At 72.6% G+C, this 21,647-nt stretch carries 22 protein-coding genes; 14 read left to right on the forward strand and 8 right to left on the reverse strand.

What is annotated here, in order from left to right:
* Positions 1-70: 70 nt before the first annotated feature.
* Positions 71-865: a peptidoglycan recognition protein gene (locus ACIRF9_RS06820; RefSeq protein ID WP_403817416.1), complete on the reverse strand. Its 795-nt coding sequence runs from the start codon at positions 863-865 to the stop codon at positions 71-73.
* Between the two features lie 271 nt (positions 866-1,136).
* On the opposite strand from ACIRF9_RS06820, the gene ACIRF9_RS06825 reads away from it, so the two are divergent.
* Positions 1,137-2,321: a MarP family serine protease gene (locus tag ACIRF9_RS06825; RefSeq protein ID WP_403817419.1), complete on the forward strand. Its 1,185-nt coding sequence runs from the start codon at positions 1,137-1,139 to the stop codon at positions 2,319-2,321.
* A 3-nt stretch (positions 2,322-2,324) separates the two neighbouring features.
* On the opposite strand, the gene ACIRF9_RS06830 is transcribed toward ACIRF9_RS06825, so the two are convergent.
* Positions 2,325-2,819 carry a GNAT family N-acetyltransferase gene (locus ACIRF9_RS06830; protein WP_403817422.1) on the reverse strand — a complete coding sequence of 165 codons (495 nt, stop codon included), beginning with the start codon at positions 2,817-2,819 and terminating at the stop codon, positions 2,325-2,327.
* A gap of 71 nt (positions 2,820-2,890) precedes the next feature.
* Between ACIRF9_RS06830 and ACIRF9_RS06835 the strand changes: the two genes are divergently transcribed.
* Together ACIRF9_RS06835 and ACIRF9_RS06840 are read left to right on the forward strand one after the other, a co-directional pair.
* Entirely contained in the window at positions 2,891-3,790 is a 900-nt protein-coding gene (locus tag ACIRF9_RS06835) for a TIGR01777 family oxidoreductase (protein ID WP_403817425.1), read from the forward strand.
* Between the two features lie 218 nt (positions 3,791-4,008).
* Positions 4,009-5,496 carry an NAD(P)/FAD-dependent oxidoreductase gene (locus ACIRF9_RS06840; RefSeq protein WP_403817428.1) on the forward strand — a complete coding sequence of 496 codons (1,488 nt, stop codon included), beginning with the start codon at positions 4,009-4,011 and terminating at the stop codon, positions 5,494-5,496.
* Positions 5,497-5,562: 66 nt separating this feature from the next.
* Here ACIRF9_RS06840 and ACIRF9_RS06845 read toward each other — a convergent pair whose 3' ends face one another.
* Complete coding sequence (locus tag ACIRF9_RS06845) at positions 5,563-7,050, reverse strand: regulator (protein WP_403817430.1); 1,488 nt, start codon at positions 7,048-7,050, stop codon at positions 5,563-5,565.
* Between the two features lie 245 nt (positions 7,051-7,295).
* Between ACIRF9_RS06845 and lipB the strand changes: the two genes are divergently transcribed.
* The 4 genes from lipB to ACIRF9_RS06865 all read left to right on the forward strand — a co-directional run bounded on the left by lipB (position 7,296) and on the right by ACIRF9_RS06865 (position 10,453).
* On the forward strand, positions 7,296-8,096 hold the full coding sequence (gene lipB / locus ACIRF9_RS06850; protein ID WP_403817433.1) for a lipoyl(octanoyl) transferase LipB: 801 nt from the start codon (positions 7,296-7,298) through the stop codon (positions 8,094-8,096).
* A 74-nt stretch (positions 8,097-8,170) separates the two neighbouring features.
* Positions 8,171-9,160 carry a lipoyl synthase gene (gene lipA / locus ACIRF9_RS06855; RefSeq protein ID WP_403817435.1) on the forward strand — a complete coding sequence of 330 codons (990 nt, stop codon included), beginning with the start codon at positions 8,171-8,173 and terminating at the stop codon, positions 9,158-9,160.
* Between the two features lie 289 nt (positions 9,161-9,449).
* Positions 9,450-9,653 carry a hypothetical protein gene (locus ACIRF9_RS06860; protein ID WP_403817438.1) on the forward strand — a complete coding sequence of 68 codons (204 nt, stop codon included), beginning with the start codon at positions 9,450-9,452 and terminating at the stop codon, positions 9,651-9,653.
* A gap of 98 nt (positions 9,654-9,751) precedes the next feature.
* On the forward strand, positions 9,752-10,453 hold the full coding sequence (locus tag ACIRF9_RS06865; RefSeq protein ID WP_403817440.1) for a DUF4191 domain-containing protein: 702 nt from the start codon (positions 9,752-9,754) through the stop codon (positions 10,451-10,453).
* A 106-nt stretch (positions 10,454-10,559) separates the two neighbouring features.
* Here the strand turns inward: ACIRF9_RS06865 and ACIRF9_RS06870 are convergent, their stop codons facing one another.
* Complete coding sequence (locus ACIRF9_RS06870) at positions 10,560-11,027, reverse strand: RDD family protein (RefSeq protein ID WP_403817443.1); 468 nt, start codon at positions 11,025-11,027, stop codon at positions 10,560-10,562.
* A 199-nt stretch (positions 11,028-11,226) separates the two neighbouring features.
* On the opposite strand from ACIRF9_RS06870, the gene glnA reads away from it, so the two are divergent.
* From glnA to ACIRF9_RS06895, 5 genes are all read left to right on the forward strand, one after another.
* The gene (glnA, locus tag ACIRF9_RS06875) at positions 11,227-12,636 is read left to right on the forward strand and encodes a type I glutamate--ammonia ligase (protein WP_403817445.1); all 1,410 of its coding nucleotides are present in this window, start codon (positions 11,227-11,229) and stop codon (positions 12,634-12,636) included.
* Between the two features lie 123 nt (positions 12,637-12,759).
* Positions 12,760-13,017: a hypothetical protein gene (locus ACIRF9_RS06880; RefSeq protein WP_403817447.1), complete on the forward strand. Its 258-nt coding sequence runs from the start codon at positions 12,760-12,762 to the stop codon at positions 13,015-13,017.
* Between the two features lie 13 nt (positions 13,018-13,030).
* On the forward strand, positions 13,031-14,434 hold the full coding sequence (locus ACIRF9_RS06885; RefSeq protein WP_403817450.1) for a hypothetical protein: 1,404 nt from the start codon (positions 13,031-13,033) through the stop codon (positions 14,432-14,434).
* 100 nt (positions 14,435-14,534) lie between these two features.
* A complete protein-coding gene (gene htpX / locus ACIRF9_RS06890) occupies positions 14,535-15,455 on the forward strand; it encodes a zinc metalloprotease HtpX (RefSeq protein ID WP_403817453.1) in 921 nt (306 codons plus the stop codon).
* 3 nt (positions 15,456-15,458) lie between these two features.
* Complete coding sequence (locus ACIRF9_RS06895; protein WP_403817455.1) at positions 15,459-16,043, forward strand: hypothetical protein; 585 nt, start codon at positions 15,459-15,461, stop codon at positions 16,041-16,043.
* A gap of 52 nt (positions 16,044-16,095) precedes the next feature.
* Here ACIRF9_RS06895 and ACIRF9_RS06900 read toward each other — a convergent pair whose 3' ends face one another.
* Together ACIRF9_RS06900 and ACIRF9_RS06905 are read right to left on the reverse strand one after the other, a co-directional pair.
* Positions 16,096-16,359 (reverse strand): hypothetical protein, encoded by a 264-nt coding sequence (locus ACIRF9_RS06900; RefSeq protein ID WP_403817458.1) that lies wholly within the window; start codon positions 16,357-16,359, stop codon positions 16,096-16,098.
* 55 nt (positions 16,360-16,414) lie between these two features.
* On the reverse strand, positions 16,415-17,647 hold the full coding sequence (locus ACIRF9_RS06905; protein ID WP_403817461.1) for a CynX/NimT family MFS transporter: 1,233 nt from the start codon (positions 17,645-17,647) through the stop codon (positions 16,415-16,417).
* A gap of 62 nt (positions 17,648-17,709) precedes the next feature.
* On the opposite strand from ACIRF9_RS06905, the gene ACIRF9_RS06910 reads away from it, so the two are divergent.
* A complete protein-coding gene (locus ACIRF9_RS06910) occupies positions 17,710-18,381 on the forward strand; it encodes a FadR/GntR family transcriptional regulator (RefSeq protein ID WP_403817464.1) in 672 nt (223 codons plus the stop codon).
* A 37-nt stretch (positions 18,382-18,418) separates the two neighbouring features.
* On the opposite strand, the gene ACIRF9_RS06915 is transcribed toward ACIRF9_RS06910, so the two are convergent.
* Positions 18,419-19,831, reverse strand: a complete 1,413-nt coding sequence (locus tag ACIRF9_RS06915; RefSeq protein ID WP_403817467.1) for a DUF2252 domain-containing protein — start codon at positions 19,829-19,831, stop codon at positions 18,419-18,421.
* 193 nt (positions 19,832-20,024) lie between these two features.
* Here ACIRF9_RS06915 and ACIRF9_RS06920 point away from each other — a divergent pair, with 193 nt between their 5' ends.
* Positions 20,025-21,209, forward strand: coding sequence for a winged helix DNA-binding domain-containing protein (locus ACIRF9_RS06920; RefSeq protein WP_403817470.1), 1,185 nt, complete (start codon positions 20,025-20,027; stop codon positions 21,207-21,209).
* A 65-nt stretch (positions 21,210-21,274) separates the two neighbouring features.
* On the opposite strand, the gene ACIRF9_RS06925 is transcribed toward ACIRF9_RS06920, so the two are convergent.
* Positions 21,275-21,589 (reverse strand): hypothetical protein, encoded by a 315-nt coding sequence (locus ACIRF9_RS06925; protein ID WP_403817473.1) that lies wholly within the window; start codon positions 21,587-21,589, stop codon positions 21,275-21,277.
* Between the last annotated feature and the right edge of the window lie 58 nt (positions 21,590-21,647).

The raw sequence follows: 21,647 nt of genomic DNA on the forward strand, positions 1-21,647 counted from the left end.
TCCCCACCTCCGGTCGGCTTGTGTTGTTCATGACCGTAGGACGTGGGCATGGGAGAACTCTGAATCCTGCCTAAGGCGTTCCTGTGAGCGTTCCTGAGGGTGCTGTGGCGGCTGTGCGGCCCTGGAGGTGGGCGGCCTTCGCGCGGATCTCGGGGAGGCGGGCGGTGAGGGCGGCGCCGGGGCAGCTCGTCATGTAGCCGTCGTTGTGGCCGGCCAGGGCGGGCAGGGTGGCGGTGACCCCGGCGGCGTACCGGCTGAGGCTGTTGCTGGAGGTGAGGCGGACCATGTCGCGCGGGTCGACGCCGGCGGGGCCGAGCTTCCAGGCGGTCAGGGCGGCGATCGCGTCGAGCATCGCCTGCGGGACGGGCACGCCGGCGGTGAACGTGCCGAGGGCGGCGATGCCGGCCGTGCGGTGGTTGAAGCCCTGGGTGTGGGCGCCGGTGACGGGACGGTCGATGCCGCCCGCACGGCCCTCGTAGATGGTGCCGCAGCGGTCGACGAGGAAGTTGTAGCCGATGTCGTCCCAGTCGCGGGCGCCGGTCTGACCGGCGTACAGATAGCGGATGATGCGGGGCGCGTCGGCGCAGTCGTAGCCGTTGGGCGAGTCGGTGTGGTGGACGAAGACGGCGAGGACCTCGTCGTCGTAGCGCGGCGGCGGCTGGGCGCGCCGGCTGCGGGCGTCGAGCCAGGCCGACCGGGGCACGATGTGCGGCCGGGGCGCGGTGTACGCGGAGGTCACCGTGCGGGCCGGGGTGGGGTGGCCGGCGCGCGTGGCCAGATGGGTCGAGGTGGTCTGGTCGACGCCGCTCGCGCACAGCGCCAGGGCGGCGACGGCGGCGAACCCGGGCAGGCAGCCCAGAAACACGAGGAGCGGGCCCGGTATACGCGCCGGGCGCCTCGCTCTTCGCGTTCCCCGGGCCCGGTGGGGGCCCGGTCGGAGGGCACACATGCACCCACTGTCGGCCGGTTCCGCCCGGCCCGCGATGTGTGCTGTGCCACCTGGTGGAACCATCGTCCCGGTCCAGGGCGTTTTCCAGGGTGCATGCGCGTGGCCGATTGCGTTCAGGCGCGGTGCGTGCGGCTGATCACTGGGCCCGTCCCCCACGTACTGAAGGGTCCTAGAGAAAGGCGGCTCTGTGGACCTGCTCGACATCCTGCTGGTGCTGGTGATCCTGGCCTACGCCGGTTCCGGCTACCGGCGTGGACTGGTGGCCGGATGTGTCTCGCTGGCCGGGTTCGTGGGCGGCGCGGTGATCGGCGTGTGGGCGCTGCCGTGGCTGATGAACCTGGTGACGCCGGGGACCACGGCGGCGACGCTGACCGCGGTGTTCACGGTCCTGGTCCCGGCGGCGTTCGGACACGAGCTGGCGGGACGCCTGGCGCTGCGGCTGCGGCGGGAACTGGACCGGGGGCCGCTCAGGGTGGCCGACGGGGTCGGCGGGGCGGCGGCGAACGCGGTGGCGGTGCTGATCGTGGCGTGGGTGGCGGCGAGCGTGCTGGCCGCGTCCTCGTCGCCGGTGGTGACCTCGGCGATCCGGGACTCCAAGCTGCTCGGGGCGGTGCAGGACGCCATGCCGGACACCACTCCGGCCTGGTTCTCCAACGCCACCTCCGCGCTGACCGCGGCGGGCTTCCCGCAGGTCTTCAACCCGTTCGAGAACGAGTCGACGGCGCAGGTCGCCAAGCCCAGCGGCGACAGCGTGACGACGAGCGCGACCAACGCGGCCAAGCTGAGCACGGTGAAGATCGAGGGCTCCACGGGCGACCAGGGCCGCGAGGGCAGCGGGTTCGTGTACGCGCACGAGCATGTGATGACCAACGCCCATGTGGTGGCGGGCATCGACCACCCGAGTGTGCGCGTCGGCGGCGTGGGGACCTCGTACGAGGCCACGGTGGTGCTCTTCGACCCGGACAAGGACGTGGCCGTGCTGTACGTGCCCCAGCTGCGCGCCCCCGTGCTGCGGTTCGACGACTCCGCGAAGCGGGGCGACGAGGCGGTCGTCGCGGGCTATCCGCAGGACGGCGACCTCAACCTCCAGGCCGCCACGGTCGCGAACAAGGTGAAGGCGACCGGGCGGAACATCTACAACGACTCGACCGTCACCCGCGAGATCTACTCGATCCGCTCCACGGTCCGCCCCGGCAACTCCGGCGGTCCGCTGCTGACCACCGGCGGCGAGGTGTACGGCGTCGTCTTCGCCCGTTCCACCTCCGACGACGAGACGGGCTATGTGCTGACGGCGACCGAGGTGGCCGGCGACGCCGCGCGGGCGGCGAAGGCGACGGCGCCGGTGGACACGGGCGAGCTCACCAGTTCCTGACCGTCACACCGGGCGCCCCATGAGGACGTCGTCCACGTACTCACCGCCCAGCAGCAACTCCTCCGGCAGGATCCCCTCCACCACGAACCCCTCGGACTCGTACAGCTTGCGGGCCGGGGTGTTGTGGCCGAGGACGCGCAGCGTGATGCGGCGCGCGCCCACCCTGCGTGTCTCCTCGACGGCGGCCCGGAGCAGCGCCCGTCCGAGGCCCTTGCCGCGTGCCTCGTCGGCGACGGCGAGGCCCTGTATCTGGCGGACGTGCGCGGTGGCGGCGAGTGAGGTGGGGGGTACCAGGCGGACATAGCCGACGACACGGTCGCCGAGCTCGGCGACCAGGTAGTCCTCGGGGAGGTGCCGCTCGTCGAAGAAGGGCTCGTCGGGCGCCGGCCGGGGCATGACGGCGTGCAGGTGCGACCAGGTGAGCCGGTCGATGAGGGCGAGCGCCTCGTCGTCGGCGGACCGGGCGGTACGGATACGGAATTCATCGGGCTCGGGCATGGGCGTCACCCTAAGGCGCGGGGACCGCGACCCGACGGGGGTTTTATCCCGGCGCGCGGCAGGATGACCTCATGGAACAGGAACGAACGCGCGTCGCGGTGGCCGGCGCCTCCGGTCTCATCGGCAGCGCCCTGGTGCGGTCCCTGACCGCCGACGGGCACGAGGTGGTCCGGCTGGTGCGCCGTGCGCCCCGGGGCGCGGACGAGGTGCGGTGGGATCCGGAGCGCGGGCGGGTGGACGCGGCGGGGCTCGCGGGGTGCGACGCCGTGGTCAACCTGGCGGGCGCGGGGGTCGGGGACCGGCGGTGGTCGGACGCGTACAAGAAGCGGATCCACGACAGCCGGGTGCATGCCACGGCGGGTCTCGCGAAGGCGGTCGCCTTGCTCGACGAACCGCCGCGGGTGTTCGTGAACGGCAGCGCCATGGGCATCTACGGCGAGACCGGCGACCGGGTCGTGGACGAGGGCGCTCCCGCCGGGACCGGCTTCCTGCCGGAGCTGTGCGTGCAGTGGGAGGCGGCCGCGTCGCCCGCCGAGGAGGCCGGCGTGCGGACGGTGTTCCCCCGGACCGGTCTGGTCGTGGCGCGCGGGGGCGGGGCCTGGGGCAGGCTGTTCCCGCTGTTCCTGGCCGGTCTCGGGGGGCGGATGGGCGACGGGCGGCAGTACTGGTCCTACATCGCGCTGCACGACGAGGTCGCGGCGATCCGGCATCTGATGGACCGTGACGATCTGTCGGGGCCGTTCAACCTGACCGCGCCGGAGCCGCTGACGAACCGTGAGATCACCGAGGCGATGGGGCGGGTGCTGCGCCGTCCGACGCTGTTCGCGGTGCCGGCACCGGTGCTGCGGACGGTGCTGGGCGAGATGGCCGGGGACGTGCTGGGCAGTGCGCGGGTGGTGCCGAAGCGGCTGCTGGAGTCCGGGTTCACGTTCGCGTTCCCCGGGATCGAGGACGCCATCCGCGCGGCGTGAGCCGCCGGGTGTGCGGCGTGAGAGGTCCCGTACGGGGGCGTGCGACCGGGTGTGCCCACCCCCGGCGACCGTATGCGACCGCTGTGCGACCGTGCCCTGTCCATGCGCGACTGTTCCTGACCGATCACGGCCCTACCCTCGATCCGAACTCGGGTATCCCGGACGCCAGTTGGGGGCATGACGTCTCCACCGGCCGCGCAATCCTCGAGGAGGGGCACGTGCTTGAGCCCGCGTACCAGGCAGACGTCGTCGTCGTGGGAGCCGGAGTCGCCGGACTCTCCGCCGCACATCGGCTGACCAGCGCAGGAATAACGACCGCAGTCCTGGAGGCCGCCCATGGCGTGGGCGGCCGCATGTCGACCGAGAAGGTCGACGGCTTCCGGCTCGACCGCATCGGGCAGTTGCTGTCCACGGCGTATCCCGAACTGGGCCTGACCCCGGGGCTCGACGCGCTGGTGCTGCGCCCCTTCGCCCCCGGCGTCCTGCTGCACAGCGACGGGCGCCACCACCGCGCCGGCGCGCAGGCGGGCGTGGGGAGCGCGAGGGGCGCACTCCACGCCGTACGCGCCCTGGCGAGCGCCCCTCGGCCGGGCGCGCTGCCCCGGCCGCGGACGGGCGCCTCCCGGGCGGTACCGCTGCCGGGCGGCCGGGCCGTGCCCCTGCCCGGGGGCCGGGGTGTGTCCCTGCCCGGGGGCCGGTCGGGCGCGCCCTGGCAGCCCGTCCCGCCGCCCAGGGTCCGGCCCGGTGCCCCGCTGGGGACCGCCGTGGACCAGGCCCGCCTGGGCGCCGCGCTCACCCGGATCGCGGCCACTCCCGCCGAACGGCTGCTGCGCCGCCCGGAGTCGGCGGCCGCCGAGGCGCTGGCCGCGCGCGGGCTGCCCGCCCGCACGATCGACGGCTTCCTGCGCCCGCTGCTCGCCGCCCTGCTCTGCGACCCGGACCTCACCACCTCCAGCCGCTGCGCGGACCTCGCGCTGCGGGCCTTCGCGGCGGGCCGGCTGTGCGTACCCGAGGGCGGCGCCGAGGTGCTGCCGGAGCTGCTCGCGCGCACCCTGCCGCCGGGCACCGTGCACACCGGCGTCCGGGTCACCTCGGTCTCCACGACCTCGGTGACCACCGCCGAGCACGGCGAGTTCCGCTGCCGCGCGGTCCTGGTGGCCACCGACGCGCGCACCGCCGCCGAACTGCTGCCCGGCCTGCGCGTGCCCGACTTCCACCCCGTGACGGTCGTCCACCACACCACGGACGAGCCCCCGGCGACCGGCGCGTCCCTGCTGCTGGACGCCGACCGCGGCGGTCCGGTCGCACACACCACGGTGGTCAGCGCCGTCGACCCGTCCCGCGCGCCCGAGGGCCGCGCCCTGATCTCCTCCACGGTCCTGGGCACCCCGCCCGACGACGTCGACACCGCCGTACGCATGCACCTCGCCCGGCTCTACGGCACCGCCACCGCCCGCTGGGAGACCCTCGCCGTCCACCGCACCACCGAAGCGGTTCCCGCGATGCGCCCGCCGCACGATCTGCGGCGGGCGGTACGGCTCCTCGCGGGCCTGTACGTGTGCGGCGACCACCGCGACACCAGCACCGTCCAGGGCGCCCTGCACTCGGCACACCGGGCGGCGGCGGCGATTCTCTCCGATCTGGGGGCGGGGGGATCCATGCACCGTGCGGATCCGGTACGAGGTGCTGCTGCACAGGCTGCCTGACGTCGTGGTTCGGCTGCGGCGCCGTCGTGGCTGGTCGCGCAGTTCCCCGCGCCCCTTCAGGGCGCCTCAGCCGAGCGTCGATACCTTGTCGCGATAACTCCTCACCGGCGCCGCGTCCTTGTACGGCTCCAGCCGGCGCTCGAAGTCCTTGACGTACTCCACCGCCCGGACCGACCGCATCTCCGCCGCCTGCACGGCCGCCTCGGCGGCCAGCTGGCAGGCCTGGTCGAGTTCGCCGAGGCCCAGGCGGGCGGAGGCGAGGACGACGCGGCAGAAGAGCCGGCTGCGGGCGTAGGCGACGGGACGCAGCTGGAGGGAGCGTTCGGCGTGCTGCGCGGCGGCCCGGAACTGCTGGAGGTCGCGGTGGCAGTGCCCGAACTCGTCGGCCAGCTGCCCCTCGTCGAAGAACCGCGCCCAGTACGGCACCTCGTCGCCCGCCCTGGCCGCCTCCAGGGCCCGCTCGGCCCGCACCAGGGCGGCCGTGCAGGCCCGCACCTCGCCGAGCACGCCGTGCCCGCGCGCCTCGGCCGCGTGCAGCAGGGCCTGCACGACGGGCGGGGCGCCGGTGCCGACGCCCTGCTGGGCGACCCGAGCGAGCTGGACGGCCTCGCGTCCGTGTCCCAGATAGACGGCCTGGCGGCTCATGGTGACCAGGACGAAGGAGCCGTACGCCCGGTCCCCGGCCGCCTGGGCGAGGCGCAGGGACTGCACGAAGTAGCGCTGGGCGAGGCCGTGCGCGGCGATGTCGAAGGAGGTCCAGCCGGCCAGCCGGGTGAGGTCGGCGGCGGCGCCGAAGAGCCGGCGGCCGGTCTGTTCGCCGTACGTGCCGCGCAGCATCGGCTCGCACTCGTGCTCCAGGTAGCGCACGAGCGCCTGGCGGGCGTGGCCGCCGCCGTACATGTTGTCGAGGCTGCGGAAGAGCTCGCCCACCGAGCGGAGCGCGGAGATGTCGCCGCCGGTGACCCGCTGGCCGGGGCCGCGTTCGCTGCCCTGGCCGCGCTGGCGGGGCACGGCGAGCGGGACCGCGGGGGCGGTCTTCAGGCCCGTCGTCCGGGGCGGCGCCGGACGGCTCTGGACCGGCACCCGGGGAGTCTGTTCGCCGCGGGCCACCTTCTCGTCGGCCCGCCCGATCAGCCAGTCACGGCTCGGGACGACGAGCCCCGCCGGCGTGAAGGCGATCTTGCGCAGCTCGGCGTGGCTGCCGGAGTCCTTGCGCCACAGCCCGCCGACGATGTCGATGGCCTCCTCGGGGGTCCCGGCGAACTCCAGGCCCGCGTAGACCGGCGCACAGGCGTCCAGGCCGAGGTCCTGGGCGGTCAGCCGGCGGCCCAGACGGCGGGTGAAGACCTCGGCGATGAGGGCGGGGGTGGTGCCCCGGGGCTGCTGCCCGCGCAGCCACCGGGTGACGGAGGTCTTGTCGTATCTGAGATCCAGCCCGTGTTCGAGACCCAGCTGATCGACGCGACGGGCCAGACCCGCGTTGGAGAACCCTGCTTCTGAGATGAGCGCGGCGAGCTGGCGGTTGGGGGTGCGCTGCGCGGGTCGTTCCGTCATCTGCGGTGCGGTCTCCTGCCTCCCGGGCCTCTGACGTGCCCGGATGAAGTGCCCTGAGTGCTGTGATCAGGCCTGATGCCTCGTGAACGGCGCGAATGTAGCGGAGCGTAAGCAGCCGATCGCACATCTCGACGCTCATTCATCCGATCGTGTGAGGATTGCCCGTGCGGCTGACGCGGAGCGCGCGGACGTACAGTGGCTTGGGCGCGTTTCGTGCCTTACGACCTTCCAGGGAGGCGCTTGCCGTGGGTGAGTTGCGGTTCGTCCGTATGGGTTTCGGTGCCGAGGCCGTGGAGTACCAGGAGGCCTGGGACGAACAGCGCCGGGTGCACGCGGCCCGGTTCGCCGACGAGATCCCCGACACCCTGCTGCTCCTGGAGCACCCGCCGGTCTACACGGCGGGCCGCCGCACCGCCGACAACGAGCGCCCCCTCGACGGCACGCCGGTCGTCGACGTGGACCGCGGCGGCAAGATCACCTGGCACGGGCCGGGCCAGCTGGTGGGCTACCCGATCCAGAAGCTGCCGCGCCCGGTGGACGTCGTCGCACACGTACGCCGGCTGGAGGAGGCGCTGATCCGCACCTGCGCGGAGTTCGGCCTGCGGACCACCCGGGTCGAGGGGCGCAGCGGGGTGTGGGTGCTGGGCGACCCGGTGGAGCAGCGGCCGCTGATCGGCGGACTCTCCCTGGACTTCGACCCCCGGCTCACCGACGAGGAGTTCGACCCGCGGCTCAACGGCCCCGAGTACGCGCCGTCCAACGCGGGGCAGCGCCGCGAGGACCGCAAGCTGGCCCAGATCGGCATCCGGGTGGCCAAGGGCGTCACGATGCACGGCTTCGCGATGAACGTGAACCCGGACACCAAGTGGTTCGACCGGATCATCCCGTGCGGCATCCGGGACGCCGGCGTCACCTCCCTGGCAAGCGAGCTGGGGCGGGACGTCACCATCGACGACGTACTGCCGGTGGCGGAGCGGCATCTGCGGGACATCCTGGAGAACGCGGAGCTGAAGCCGAGGGTGATCGAGAAGACACCGGCGGCCTGACACGGGCAGCGGGCTTTCAAATCAACGGGCGTACCCTTGAGCACGCCGAAGAATCAATCGCTAGGGAGCCGGTCGTGTCCGCAGTCGCACCCGACGGACGCAAGATGCTGCGCCTGGAGGTCCGCAACAGCCAGACCCCCATCGAGCGCAAGCCCGAGTGGATCAAGACCCGGGCGAAAATGGGCCCCGAGTACACCAAGATGCAGAACCTCGTGAAGAGCGAGGGGCTGCACACCGTGTGCCAGGAAGCCGGCTGCCCCAACATCTACGAGTGCTGGGAGGACCGGGAGGCGACCTTCCTCATCGGCGGCGACCAGTGCACCCGGCGCTGCGACTTCTGTCAGATCGACACCGGCAAGCCCGAGGCGCTGGACCGGGACGAGCCGCGCCGGGTCGGCGAGTCCGTGGTCACCATGGACCTGAACTACGCCACCATCACCGGCGTCGCCCGCGACGACCTGGAGGACGGCGGCGCCTGGCTGTACGCGGAGACGGTCCGCCAGATCCACGAGCAGACCTCCTCCCGCGAGGCCGGCCGCACCAAGGTCGAGCTGCTCGCCCCCGACTTCAACGCGGTCCCCGAGCTGCTGGCCGAGGTCTTCGCCTCCCGCCCCGAGGTCTTCGCGCACAACGTCGAGACGGTCCCCCGGATCTTCAAGCGGATCCGCCCCGGCTTCCGCTACGAGCGCTCGCTCAAGGTCATCACCGAGGCCCGCGACTACGGCCTGGTCACCAAGTCCAACCTGATCCTCGGCATGGGCGAGACCCGTGAGGAGGTCAGCGAGGCGCTGAAGCAGCTGCACGAGGCCGGCTGCGAGCTCGTGACCATCACGCAGTACCTGCGCCCCTCCGTGCGCCACCACCCCGTCGAGCGCTGGGTGAAGCCGCAGGAGTTCGTGGAGCTGAAGGAGGAGGCCGAGCAGATCGGTTTCTCCGGTGTGATGTCCGGTCCGCTGGTCCGCTCCTCGTACCGCGCCGGCCGGCTGTACCGGATGGCCGTGGAGCAGCGACATTCTGCTGCTCCGCAGCGGGGAGGCGCCTTCGTGGCCTCGCAGGCCGTGTGACCTGGGCGACATCCGCCAACCGCCTTGCGCCATACGGGCGCGGGGCAAGCGTGTGAACTCGCGCACAAGGAGCTACTGGCCAGTAACGGCCGAAACGACGCGGTCCCGACCGTCCTCGCAGATGAGGGCCCCGGTCGGGACCGCTTCGGCGTTTCACGCCCCCCGAATGCCCCACATCAAGGCTTCATTGGCGTTTGACCGGTCGGTCACGCCCTGGTAACACCGAACAGTGACGCTGGTATCACACCACGTACACCTCCATCCGAAGCCGCCCGAGGGGGACCTTCCCATGCAGGCCGCGCCCGTTCGCGCCACCGCGATCCCGTCCTTCACCACCGCCCTGCGCGCCGTCGAGTCGCTCCTCATGAGCAGCGGACAGCGCACCGCCCGCCGCAACGCCTGGACCTCCGTGCTGGAGGACCGCCGTCGCGCCAAGGACCGTGTCGAGGCGCAGCGCGTGCTCGAAGCGGTCACCTCCGCCCGCTCCTCCTGACCGACCCGCTCGACCGCTCCCCACCCCACACCCCTCCCCACCGCTCCCCCCGGACACTGCCGTCGTCGGCACTTCCGGGGCCACGTAGACTTCGTGGCATGGCGAGAAGTGACAGCGCGGCGGACGCCGCGAACCCCGGGCGACTGAAGCAGATCGCCCTGACGTACAAGATGACCCGCAAAGCCGACAAGACGATCGGTCTGGTGCTCGCGGGTGTCTTCCTCCTCATCTTCGGTGTCTTTCTCGCGATCGGTTTCCTGATCGGCCACCCGGTCTACCTGGGCATCCTGGGCTTCCTGCTCGCCTTCCTCGGGACGGCGATCGTGTTCGGGCGCCGCGCCGAGCGGGCCGCCTTCGGCCAGATGGAGGGCCAGCCGGGCGCCGCCGCGGCCGTGCTCGACAACGTCGGCCGGGGCTGGACGACGACCCCCGCGGTGGCGATGAACCGTAGCCAGGACGTGGTGCACCGCGCCGTCGGCAAGGCGGGCATCGTGCTGGTCGCCGAGGGCAACCCGAACCGGGTGAAGACCCTCCTGGCCGCCGAGAAGAAGAAGATGAACCGCATCGTCGCGGACGTCCCGGTGCACGACGTGATCGTCGGCACGGGCGAGGGCCAGACCGAGCTGAAGAAGCTGCGGACCACCCTGCTGAAGTTCCCCCGCGTCCTCACCGGCCCGCAGGTCACGGCGACCAACGACCGGCTGCGCGCGATGGGCGACCTGATGAGCAACATGCCGCTCCCGAAGGGGCCCATGCCCAAGGGGATGCGCCTGCCGAAGGGCGGGCCGAAGGCGCGCTGACCGCGCTCGTACGGATACGACGATGGGGGCGCCCGGAGATCTCCGGGCGCCCCCATCGTCGTATCGCGAGGCATAGGGGCTGCCCTACAGAGGCATAGGAGCTGCTCTACATCCGCACCTCGACCGTGCGGGCCAGCCGGTCGTGCAGGCCCCGGCCGTCGCGGTCCCAGATCAGGGCCGGGAGCGCCAGGCACAGCAGGACCGTGCGGATCAGCGAGCCCAGGGGCCGCACGGTGCCGGTCTCCAGGGACACCACCCGCAGGCCGAAGAGGCGCTTGCCGGGGGTGAAGCCGAGCGTACCCACCGTGAGGAGGCTGACCACGAGGAAGACCAGCAGGGTCCAGTTGCTGGTGGAGGGGGTGTAGCCGTCGGTGATCAAGCTGTATGCGATCAGGAGGCACAGGCCCCAGTCCACGGCCAGTGCTCCGAGCCGCCGGCCGGGGCGGGCGATCGAGCCCGGACCCTCCTCGGGCAGGCCGAGCTGTTCGCCCCTGTATCCGAAGTCGACACCGGCGTCCTCTGCGGCCGCGCGGGGGCCCGAGAGCCACGATCCGATTGCTTCCCTCTTGTCCACGCGTCCACGGTACTGCCCCCGTTTCGCGATCCGGACAGGTGGGTGAATCGGACGGAGTCCGGTTAACTTGTGCGAAACAAATGGGTCACGCCCGAGAAATCACCCGTCCCTAGGGTCGGGGGGAGCGTGTGCCACCGCACTGGCCGCACGAACGAACTACCACCCCGGCACGGGAACGGCCGGGAGTAGGAGGAGCTGGATGTTCCAGAACGCCGACGAGGCCAAGAAGTTCATCGCGGACAAGGACGTCAAGTTCATCGACGTCCGGTTCTGCGACCTGCCGGGCGTCATGCAGCACTTCACGCTGCCCGTCGAGGCGTTCGACCCGGACGAGGAGCTCGCGTTCGACGGTTCGTCGATCCGTGGTTTCCAGGCCATCCACGAGTCCGACATGGCCCTGCGCGCCGACCTCTCGACCGCGCGGGTGGACCCGTTCCGCCGTGACAAGACGCTGAACATCAACTTCTTCATCCACGACCCGATCACGGGCGAGCAGTACTCCCGTGACCCGCGCAACGTGGCCAAGAAGGCCGAGGCCTACCTCGCGTCGACCGGTATCGCGGACACCGCGTACTTCGGTCCCGAGGCCGAGTTCTACGTCTTCGACAGCGTCCGTTTCGCCACCTCGGCGAACGAGTCCTTCTACCACATCGACTCCGAGGCCGGCGCCTGGAACACCGGTGCGCTGGAGGACAACCGCGGTTACAAGGTCCGCTACAAGGGCGGCTACTTCCCGGTCCCGCCGGTCGACCACTTCGCCGACCTGCGCGCCGAGATCTCCCTGGAGCTGGCCAAGTCCGGTCTCCAGGTCGAGCGCCAGCACCACGAGGTGGGCACCGCCGGCCAGGCGGAGATCAACTACAAGTTCAACACCCTGCTCGCCGCCGCCGACGACCTGCAGCTCTTCAAGTACATCGTGAAGAACGTGGCCTGGCGCAACGGCAAGACCGCGACCTTCATGCCGAAGCCGATCTTCGGTGACAACGGCTCGGGCATGCACGTGCACCAGTCGCTGTGGAGCAACGGCGACCCGCTGTTCTACGACGAGGCCGGCTACGCGGGCCTGTCGGACACGGCCCGCTACTACATCGGCGGCATCCTCAAGCACGCCCCGTCGCTGCTGGCCTTCACCAACCCGACGGTGAACTCCTACCACCGTCTGGTCCCGGGCTTCGAGGCGCCGATCAACCTGGTGTACTCGCAGCGCAACCGCTCCGCGGCCATGCGTATCCCGATCACGGGTTCCAACCCGAAGGCCAAGCGCGTCGAGTTCCGCGCGCCCGACTCCTCCGGCAACCCCTACCTGGCCTTCTCGGCCCTGCTCCTCGCGGGCCTCGACGGCATCAAGAACAAGATCGAGCCGGCCGAGCCGATCGACAAGGACCTCTACGAGCTGGCTCCCGAGGAGCACGCGAACGTCGCGCAGGTCCCGACCTCGCTCCCGGCCGTCCTCGACTCCCTCGAGCGCGACCACGAGTTCCTGCTCGCGGGCGACGTCTTCACGTCCGACCTGATCGAGACCTGGATCGACTTCAAGCGCGCGAACGAGATCGCCCCGCTGCAGCTGCGTCCGCACCCGCACGAGTTCGAGCTCTACTTCGACGTGTGATCGGACCGCGTGCGCAGCACGCGTGAGCCGTCCGGCGCCCCCGTTTCCTGTTTCTCAGGGCGGGGGCGCCGTCGTATGGTTTCCGGCACAGCTGTTCGACAACGGATGACGGGGGATACGGCGATGGCCGAACAGGACGACGACCAGCGGGAGTTCGACCTCAGGTGGGCGGACCGGGCCGAACACAAGGAGCCCTCGGCGCGGGCCCGGATGCTGGCCGCGCGCTGGAAGGAGAACCCGCCGGAGCCGGTGCCGTTCCGGGGCGACCCGGATCCGGTCGCGCCGCGCAGGTCGTCATGGGTGTCGACGACGATCGTACTGGGGTGCGTGGCGGCGGTGATCCTGGTGCTGGGATACGCCCGGTTCCAGGCGCCGTACTAGAGCCGTACTAGACATGAACACGGTCACCACACAGGACGGGGCAGCGGCGGCGGTCAGGCTGGCCGGGGGTGCGCCCCTGGAGGCCGCGCTCGCCCTCGCCGACCCCGGGTCGTGGCTCGCGCTGGACATCGGGGTGCGAGAAGTGGGCTGGTCCTGGTACCGGGAGCAGGCCCGCTCCGAGTGGGAACGCAGCGCGCCGCTGCCCGCCGACCTGAGCCGGCTCGACGAGGGCCGGCTGGCCCTCGCCCTCTGCCACCGCGACGGCCGGACGCGTGCGCTGGCGCTGCGGAGCGCGGCCCGGTACCCCCGGCTGCTGCCGCTGGTCGTCATCCGCTGTGCCGACTGGGTGGACCCGGTGCGGGAGCGGGCCCGGGACCTGCTCCGGGAGATGCTCACGCCGGACGACGCCGTCGCGCTCGCGCCGGTGATCCTGCTGGTCGGCCGCCGGGGCCGCGGGGCTTTCGCCGCCGAGCTGCTCGCCGGGGTCCTGCCCCGGGCGCCCCGCGCCGACCTCGCGACCCTGTTCCGGAGCAGCGACCGCTCCCTACGCCGGTTCGCCTACCACCTGACCGTCGAACACCGGCTCCTCTCTCCCGCCGAGCTGGCCCGTACCGCCGCCGGCGACGCCGACACGGTCGTCCAGAATCTGTGCGCCGACGCCGCCCTGGCCGCCGTGCCGGACGACGCCTGCGACGACGTACTCGAACCGCTGCTCGGCGCCCGCAGCCCGGTGGTCAGGTCGGCCGGGGTCACCGCCCTGCGGCGGGCGGGACGGGCGGCGCGGGCGGTGGAGTTCCTGGCGGACCGGGCCGGGCTGGTGCGGGCCTGTGCGCGGTATGTCGTGCGGCAGGGCGGGATGGATCCGTTGCCCTGGTACCGGGAGCGGTGTGCCGAGCCCGAGGGGTTGCCGCCGGGGGCCGTGATCGGGCTGGCCGAGTGCGGGGAGCGGGGTGACGCCGAGGTGTTGTGGGCGTTGCTCGGGCATCCCGTGGAGGGGGTGCGGGCGCGGGCCGTCGCCGGGCTGCGGGTCCTGGACGTGACGGACGTACGGCGGCTGCGACCGTTGCTGGACGATCCGGCGCCCGGTGTGGTGCGTGAGGTGACTGCCGCGCTGCTGCCCTCGGCCGAGGCCGTGCCCGAGGAGGAGCTGATCGAGCGGCTCGGTGCGGGGTGGCCGCGGAGTCGGCCGCGGCATGTGCGGGCCGCCGCGTTCCGGCTGCTGGACGCGCGGGGCGGGGTGGTCCGGCTGCGGGCGGCGGTCGCGGCGCTCGACGACCCGGACGAGCGGATCCGGGACCGGGCCCGCCGGTCCGTGCGGAGCCGGTACGCCCCGGTCGGCGTGCCGCCCGGGGCGGCGGCGGAGGTGGGCGAGCTGCTGGGGCGGGCACGGCGTCTGCTCGACGCCCGGGTGTCCTGAGCCTTTGCTGCTCCTAGGGCCGATCACGACCGCTTCATGGGTGGGCCCGGGTGCACACTGGCAGTGGGGCGAGTGCCTGACTGCCTGCGGGGTGATGCAGATGCGGAGCCGATTCCGGAGCGACCGGGGGCTGACCGTGCGGATGACGGTCACCTTGTTTCTGCTCGGACTGTTGTACGTGGCCTTCGTCGCCGCGCTGATCGTGCTGCTGAAGTCCTGGCTGCTGGTCGTGGCGCTCGTGGCGGTCATGTTCGTCGCGCAGTTCTGGTTCTCCGACCGGATCGCGCTGTTCGCGATGCGCGGTCGGGTCGTGGAGCGGGAGGAGTATCCCGAGCTGCACGCCGTCGTGGACCGGCTCTGCGCCATCTCGGACATGCCCAAGCCGGTCGTCGCCGTGTCCGAGATGGACATGCCCAACGCGTTCGCGACCGGGCGCAACCCCGACAACGCGGTGGTGTGCGTGACGACGGGACTGCTGCGGCGGCTGGAACCGGCGGAGCTGGAGGGTGTGCTCGCGCACGAGCTGTCGCACGTGGCGCACAAGGACGTCGCCGTGATCACGGTCGCGTCGTTCCTCGGGGTGATCGCCGGGCTGATCGTGCGGTTCGCCTTCTACTCCCAGCTGTTCGGCGGCGGGCGCAGGGACCAGAACACGGCCGTCGTCTTCGCCGCGGTGATGGGGGTGTCGGCAGCCGTGTACGCGATCAGTTTCCTGCTCATCCGGGCGCTGTCCCGGTACCGGGAGCTCGCCGCCGACCGGGCGGCCGCGCTGCTCACCGGGCGGCCCTCCGCGCTGGCCTCCGCGCTGACGAAGGTCTCCGGCGACATCGCGCGGATCCCGACGAAGGACCTGCGGACGGCGCAGGCCTTCAACGCCTTCTACTTCACCCCGGCGCTGGGCTCCGAGCCCTCGTTCGCCACCCTCTTCTCCACCCACCCGAGCCTGGAGCAGCGGCTCGACCAGCTGGGACGGATCTCAGCCGAGCTGGGCGAGGCGGCCCGGCCCGGGAAGGAAGGCTGACGCGTGGGGCTGCTGGACATCCTGCTCGGCCGGACGAAACCGGTGGTACCGGACCTCGACCAACTGTTCGCGCTGCCGTCGGCCGCGGTGACGCTGGAGGCGGCGGCCGGTTTCACCCCGACCGGGCAGGGCGCCGTCTGCTTCGCGACCGTCGAGGGCGCGGCCTTCGAGCAGACGCACCGCGAGGTCCAGGCCCTCCTCGACGCCGACACCGAGCGCACCGGTCCCCCGGTGCAGCTTCTGCGCGACGACTACGGCTACTCCTGGCTGCTCTCCCGCCGTGCCCCCGACGAGCTGTCCGCCCTGGTCAACGATCTGCACGCGGTGAACAGCGCGATGGAGGTCAACGGCTTCGGGCCGCAGCTGCTGTGCTCCCTGGCGGGGTTCGAGAACCCCGCCGGACGTCCCCTCGCCCTCGTGTACCTCTACAAGCGCGGCACCTTCTACCCGTTCGCGCCGCTGCCCGAGCGGGGGCAGCGGCGCGACAACGCGCTGGAACTCCAGGTGAAGGCGGCCCTGGCGAACGACCTGCGGATCGAACAGGACCTGAGCCGCTGGTTCCCGCTGTGGGGGGCGCCGGGCCTCTGAGCCTGCCTGCGCCGACCGCGCCGACCGCGCCGAGGCGCCGCTGGAGCCGCGCCTACTTGCCGCGCTCGCGCTCGTAGCGGCGCTCCCACTTGGCCTGCAGGTCACGGCGTGCGCGGTAGGCCTTGTACGTCGTCGGCGCCGGACCCGTGCCCGGGGTGGAGCCGGGGGTGGAGGAGGACGAGGAGGACGAGGAGGACGAGCCGCTGCCGTACTGCACGTAGAGGTAGAGCGCGGCGATCGCGGCGAGCCAGTACAGGTGGTTTCCGAATCCCAGGACGACCAGGACGAAGGTCCCGGTGATGACGATGGTGCCCATGACATCGAGGGTAGGGATGCCGTCACTCCCCGTGCATCTGTTTTTCCTCCGGTACTCAGCCGACCCGGCGGTCGCGGCCCGCGCGTAGGCCGGCCGCGATCTGGGCCAGACCCAGCAGCAGGATGAACGCCAGCGGCGGGCGCCAGCCGTCGGCGCGGTCGTAGAGGACGCCCACGACGACGGGGCCGGGGATGGACAGCAGATAGCCGAGGCTCTGCACGAAGGCGGAGAGCCGGGCGACGGTGGCGCTGTCGCGGCCCCGCATGCCGATCATGGTCAGGGCGAGGGGGAAGGAGCAGTTGGCGACGCCCAGCAGGACGGCCCAGAGCCAGGGCGCGGCGGCCGGGTCGGCCCACAGGCCCGCGAATCCGGCCAGGGCGCACACGCCGATCACCGCCGCGATCCCGCTCTGGTGGCGCAGCTTCCCCGCCATGGCCGACAGGGCGAACGACAGCGGGACGCCGAGCAGGGAGGTCGTGGAGAACAGCAGGCCCGCCTCAGCGGCGGGCAGTCCGGCGTCGCGGAAGATCTGGGGCAGCCAGCCGATGACGATGTACGCCGAGCTCGCCTGCAGTCCGAAGTAGGCGGCGAGCGCCCAGGCGGTCCGGTCGCGGGAGAGCCGGACCCGGGGGCGGTCCTGGGGGGTGCCGGCGTCGGAGACCGCCGGGCGTTCGTCCGGCCGGCGGCGGGCGAGGGCCAGCCAGGGCGGTACCGACAGGGCGGCCAGGACGGACCAGGTGCCCAGGCCGTAGCGCCAGTCGCCGCCGAACGCCTCGGTCAGGGGGACGGTCAGGGCGGCGGCGCTCGAGGCCCCGGCGTTCAGCGCCATGGAGTACAGCCCGGTCATCGTGCCCACCCGGTCGGGGAAGCGCTGTTTGACGACCGCCGGGAGCAGCACGTTGGTGACGGCGATGCCGACGAGGGCGAGGGCGGTCAGCGCGACGAACAGGGCGGGGTCGGCGGCGAACGGGCGCAGTGCGAGGCCGGCCGTCAGGACCAGGCCGGCGGCCGCGACGGTGCCGGCCGCGCCGAATCGGCGGGCGAGGGCCGGGGCCGTCGAGCCGATCAGGGCGAAGCAGACGGCGGGGACGGAGGTCAGGAGTCCGGCGAGCGTGCCGCTCATGGCCAGGCCGGCACGGACCTCTTCGAGGACCGGTCCGAGGCTGGTGACGCCCGGGCGCAGGTTCAGCGCGGCGAGGACGAGCGCCGCGACCGCCAGCCGGCGTGCCCGCGGGGAGGCGCCGGGGCGCACGGTCCGGGCCGGCTCCTTCTCCCCCACAGATCGCATGAGCCAATCGTAGACTCATCCCATGACTCTATGTCCAGAGGTCCATGTCATAGACTGATGGGGTGACTCTGGACCCCGTGCGCCGTCAAGGCCTGTCCGACCAGGTGATCGCCCGGCTGCGGCGGCAGATCACCTCCGGGGCCTGGCCGGTGGGCTCCCGCATCCCCACCGAGACGGAGCTGGTCGAGCAGCTCGGCGTGGCCCGCAACACCGTGCGCGAAGCGGTCAGGGCCCTGGCGCACACCGGCCTGCTGGACATCCGCCACGGCTCCGGCTCCTACGTGCGGGCCACCAGTGAGCTGGCCGGCGTGATGCGGACCCGGTTCGCCGGCACCCCGGCCGAGGACGTCACCGAGGTCCGCGCCGCCCTGGAGGTCCGTGCGGCGCGCCTGGCCTGCGCCCACCGCACCACGGAGGACCTGGAGCGGCTCGGCCTGGCCCTGGAGCAGCGGCAGCGGGCGTGGTCGGCCGGGGATCCGGTCGGTTTCGCGAACGCGGACGCGGCGTTCCACCTGGCCGTCGTCGCCGCCTCCCACAACACGGTCCTGGCCGAGCTGCACGCGGACCTCGGCGAGGTGATCCGGGACTCGCTCCTCGCCCACTTCGGCGACACACTGCGCCCCGAGCAGTTCCAGGACCACGCCCGGCTCGTCGAGGCCGTCCGGGACCGCGACGCCGACCGTGCGGCGCTCGAGGCCGGTTCCTCCATGGAGTGCGCGCCCGCGCAGACGTAGGAGGAGCACCTCCGCAGTCGGCGAAAGCACGGGCGTCTCACACGTCGGGTGCCGCGGTGACCACTCCGGCCGCGACCGCCGCGCGCAGGACCGCGTGGTCGGCGGTGGTCTGGTCGGCGTAGGACAGGGCGAAGTCGGCGACGGCGCGTTCGAAGGTGTCGGTGCCGCCGAGGTAGCCGGCGATGGCGATCCGGTCGCCGGAGCGGGCGTGGGCGCGGGCCAGGGCGGTGCCGCAGAGCCGGGCGTAGGCGGTGAGGTCGCGGGGGGTCATGCCGGCGACGTCGGCGGAGCCCTTCATGTCCCGCAGCTGCCGCCAGTAGTAGGCGCGTCCCTGGGGGCCGGTCATCCAGCCCAGGAAGATGTCGCTCGCCGCCTGGAGCAGCCGCTGCCCGGCAACGACCCGGTGGCCCGGGTGGGTGTACGGCCCGCTCGGCAGATGGGCCTCCAGCACGGACTCGCGGGCCTCCTTGATCTGCAGGAACAGCGGATCGTCGGCGTCCCGCCCGGCGAGCAGCACGATGAAGCAGCGCAGGCCGACGCTGCCGACGCCGACGACCTTGCGGGCGGCGTCGACGAAGCGGTAGCGGTCGAGGAGCAGCCGGCGTTCCTCGGAGAGGGTGGAGCGGTAGTCGCTGAAGATCTTGCGCAGGGCGGCGGAGTCGGAGACCCCGGCGGGTTCGAGCAGCGGTGGGTCGTGGACGATGCGGTGGCGTCCGTCGACGAGTTCCGTGAGTTTGCCGAGGGCCTGGAGGCTGGTGCGGCGGCGGGCCCGGGTGAGGCTGGCCTCGGCGCGCCGGCGGTGGCGGGCGGAGCGCAGCAGGGGCAGCAGCCGGTCGGCGTCGATGCGTTCGTACCAGACGGCGAGTTCGCCGAGCCGGGCCAGCCGCCCCATGGTGGTGCGGTAGGCGGCGACGGCCTCCACGGTGGCCTCGCGCACCCTGGCCTCGGGGTGGCCGTTCTCGCGGCCGGCCACGGCGACGGAGGCGGCGAGCCGTTGGACGTCCCACTCGAAGGGGCCGGGGAACGTCTCGTCGAAGTCGTTCAGATCGAACAGCAGCGCCCGCTCCGGAGAGGCGTACAGCCCGAAGTTGAGCAGATGCGCGTCGCCGCACAGCTGTACGGTCAGCCCGGTGTGCGGCCGCATGGCCAGGTCGGCGGCCATCACGGCGGCGGCACCGCGCAGGAAGGCGAACGGCGAGGCGGCCATCCTCCCGTACCGGACCGGCAGCAGTTCGGACAGCCGGTCCCGTCCCTGCCGTTCGAGGACGGCGACGGGATCGTTCCGGTCGACCGGCGGCAGCCATCCGGCGTGCGCGGAGCGCGGAACGCGCTTGCGGGCCTCCTTGCCGCGCCGGGCCCGCTCGGCGGGAGCCGCAGAGGTCCCGGAGGCTCCGGAAGCGCCAAAGGCCCCGAGGGGGCCGGGAGCGCCCGAGGCGCGGAGGGCGCTCATCTACGTCGTCTCCGTATCACGTCGGCCTCCCGACTCGTACGCACGACCGCCAGGTCCCTGTACGCAGTGAAGGACGAGTGGGGGCAGCTGCGCATGCCGGGTACGGCGAACGGGTGATCCGAGGGAGCGGGCCCGATGTCAGTGGTGTCGGGGAGGATGCGGTCAGGGACCGGTGACGACGGGCGGAGGCGTGATGGGCGAGGGGACGCGGTACATCGACGGGGCGGAGCGGCGCGCCCGGCTGGCCCTGCGGCACCGGCTGACCCCGGCGGAGCGGGCCGCGACGCCCGAGGCGGTGGCCGCGTCCCTCGTCGCGCTGCACGGCACGGATCCGGCGACGGTGTACCTGGCGGTCGGGGCCCGGCTGAGCGACTCGGCCGCGACGGTGGCGGAGACGGAACGGGCGCTGTACGCCGACCGGACGCTCGTGAGGATGCACGGCATGCGGCACACGGTGTTCGTGTTCCCCACGGACCTGACGGCCGTCGTGCACGCGTCGACCGGTCTGGCGGTCGCCGCCCCCGCGCGGACCAAGCTGGTCAACGACATGGCGAAGGCGGGCGCCCCCGACGCGGCCTGGCTGAAGGAGGTCGAGGAGTCGGCGCTGGCCGCGCTGGGGCGGCTGGGGCAGGCGACGGCGACCGAGCTGGCGCGGGAGGAACCGCGGCTGCGGGAGCAGTTCGTGTACGCGGCCGGGAAGAGCTACGAGGGTGTCCACACCGTGTCGACGCGGCTGCTGCGGCTGCTGGGGGTGGAGGGAAAGATCGCCCGGGGACGCCCGCTGGGCTCCTGGACGTCCAGCCAGTTCCGCTGGGCCCTCGCCCCCGCCCATCCCGAACTGGACCCGGCGCACGCCCAGGCGGAGCTGCTGCGCCGCTGGCTGACGGCGTGCGGGCCGGCCACCGAGGCGGACCTGAAGTGGTGGACGGGATGGAAGGTCACCGACGTCCGGCGGGCGCTGAAGGCGATCGACGCGCGGGCGGTGACGTTGGACGAGGGCACGGGGTACGTCGTCGCGGGCGACGTCGGTCCCGTGGCCGCGCCGGAGGAGCCGTGGGCGGCGCTGCTGCCCGGCCTCGACCCGACGGCGATGGGCTGGCAGGCCCGGGACTGGTATCTGGCGCCGGAGCTGCGGTCCGCCCTGTTCGACGGAAGCGGCAACGTGGGGCCGACGGTGTGGTGGAACGGCCGGGTGGTGGGGGGTTGGGCCCAGCGGGCCGACGGGGAGATCGTCTGCCGGATCCTGGCCGACCAGGGGGTCGGCCGGGAGGCAGGGGCGGCGATCGCGGCGGAGGCGGAACGGCTGGCCGCGTGGCTGGGCGGCACCCGGGTGACGCCTCGCTTCCGGACGCCGGTGGAGAAGGAGTTGGCGCGGTGACGGGCGATGGGTGAGTCCGGCCGACGCCGGGCACCGTCACCGAGAACGGCACCCGGCGTCACCGCTCACCGGTTGTAGCGCAGGAACGCCCTGACCATGTGGCACGTCGTGTCCGACGGCGGGTGGACGCCGATCAGCTCCGCCGTGCTGCGGATCTTCTCGTTGCGGGCCTGGTTCGGCAGGTAGACGCCCAGGTCGAGCAGCGCTATGGCGAGACGCATCGCCTTGAGCCGGCGGTTGTGCGCCACGTACCACTCCCGGGGCCGTCCGGCCGGCAACGGCCGCTTCGCCACGGGCACATAGGGCAGGTCGAGCTGAACGGAACGCTTCGCGGTGGACTGGGTCGGCAACGGCTTCGGCTTCAGTGCGGCAGCGGGCACGAACATCCTCCTGTCGCGGTCGGAACCCCCACCGGGACATCCGGCGGAACTCTCGAAC

Origin of the sequence: Streptomyces sp. NPDC096132 (genome assembly GCF_044763345.1) — a bacterium.
Classification (GTDB): domain Bacteria; phylum Actinomycetota; class Actinomycetes; order Streptomycetales; family Streptomycetaceae; genus Streptomyces.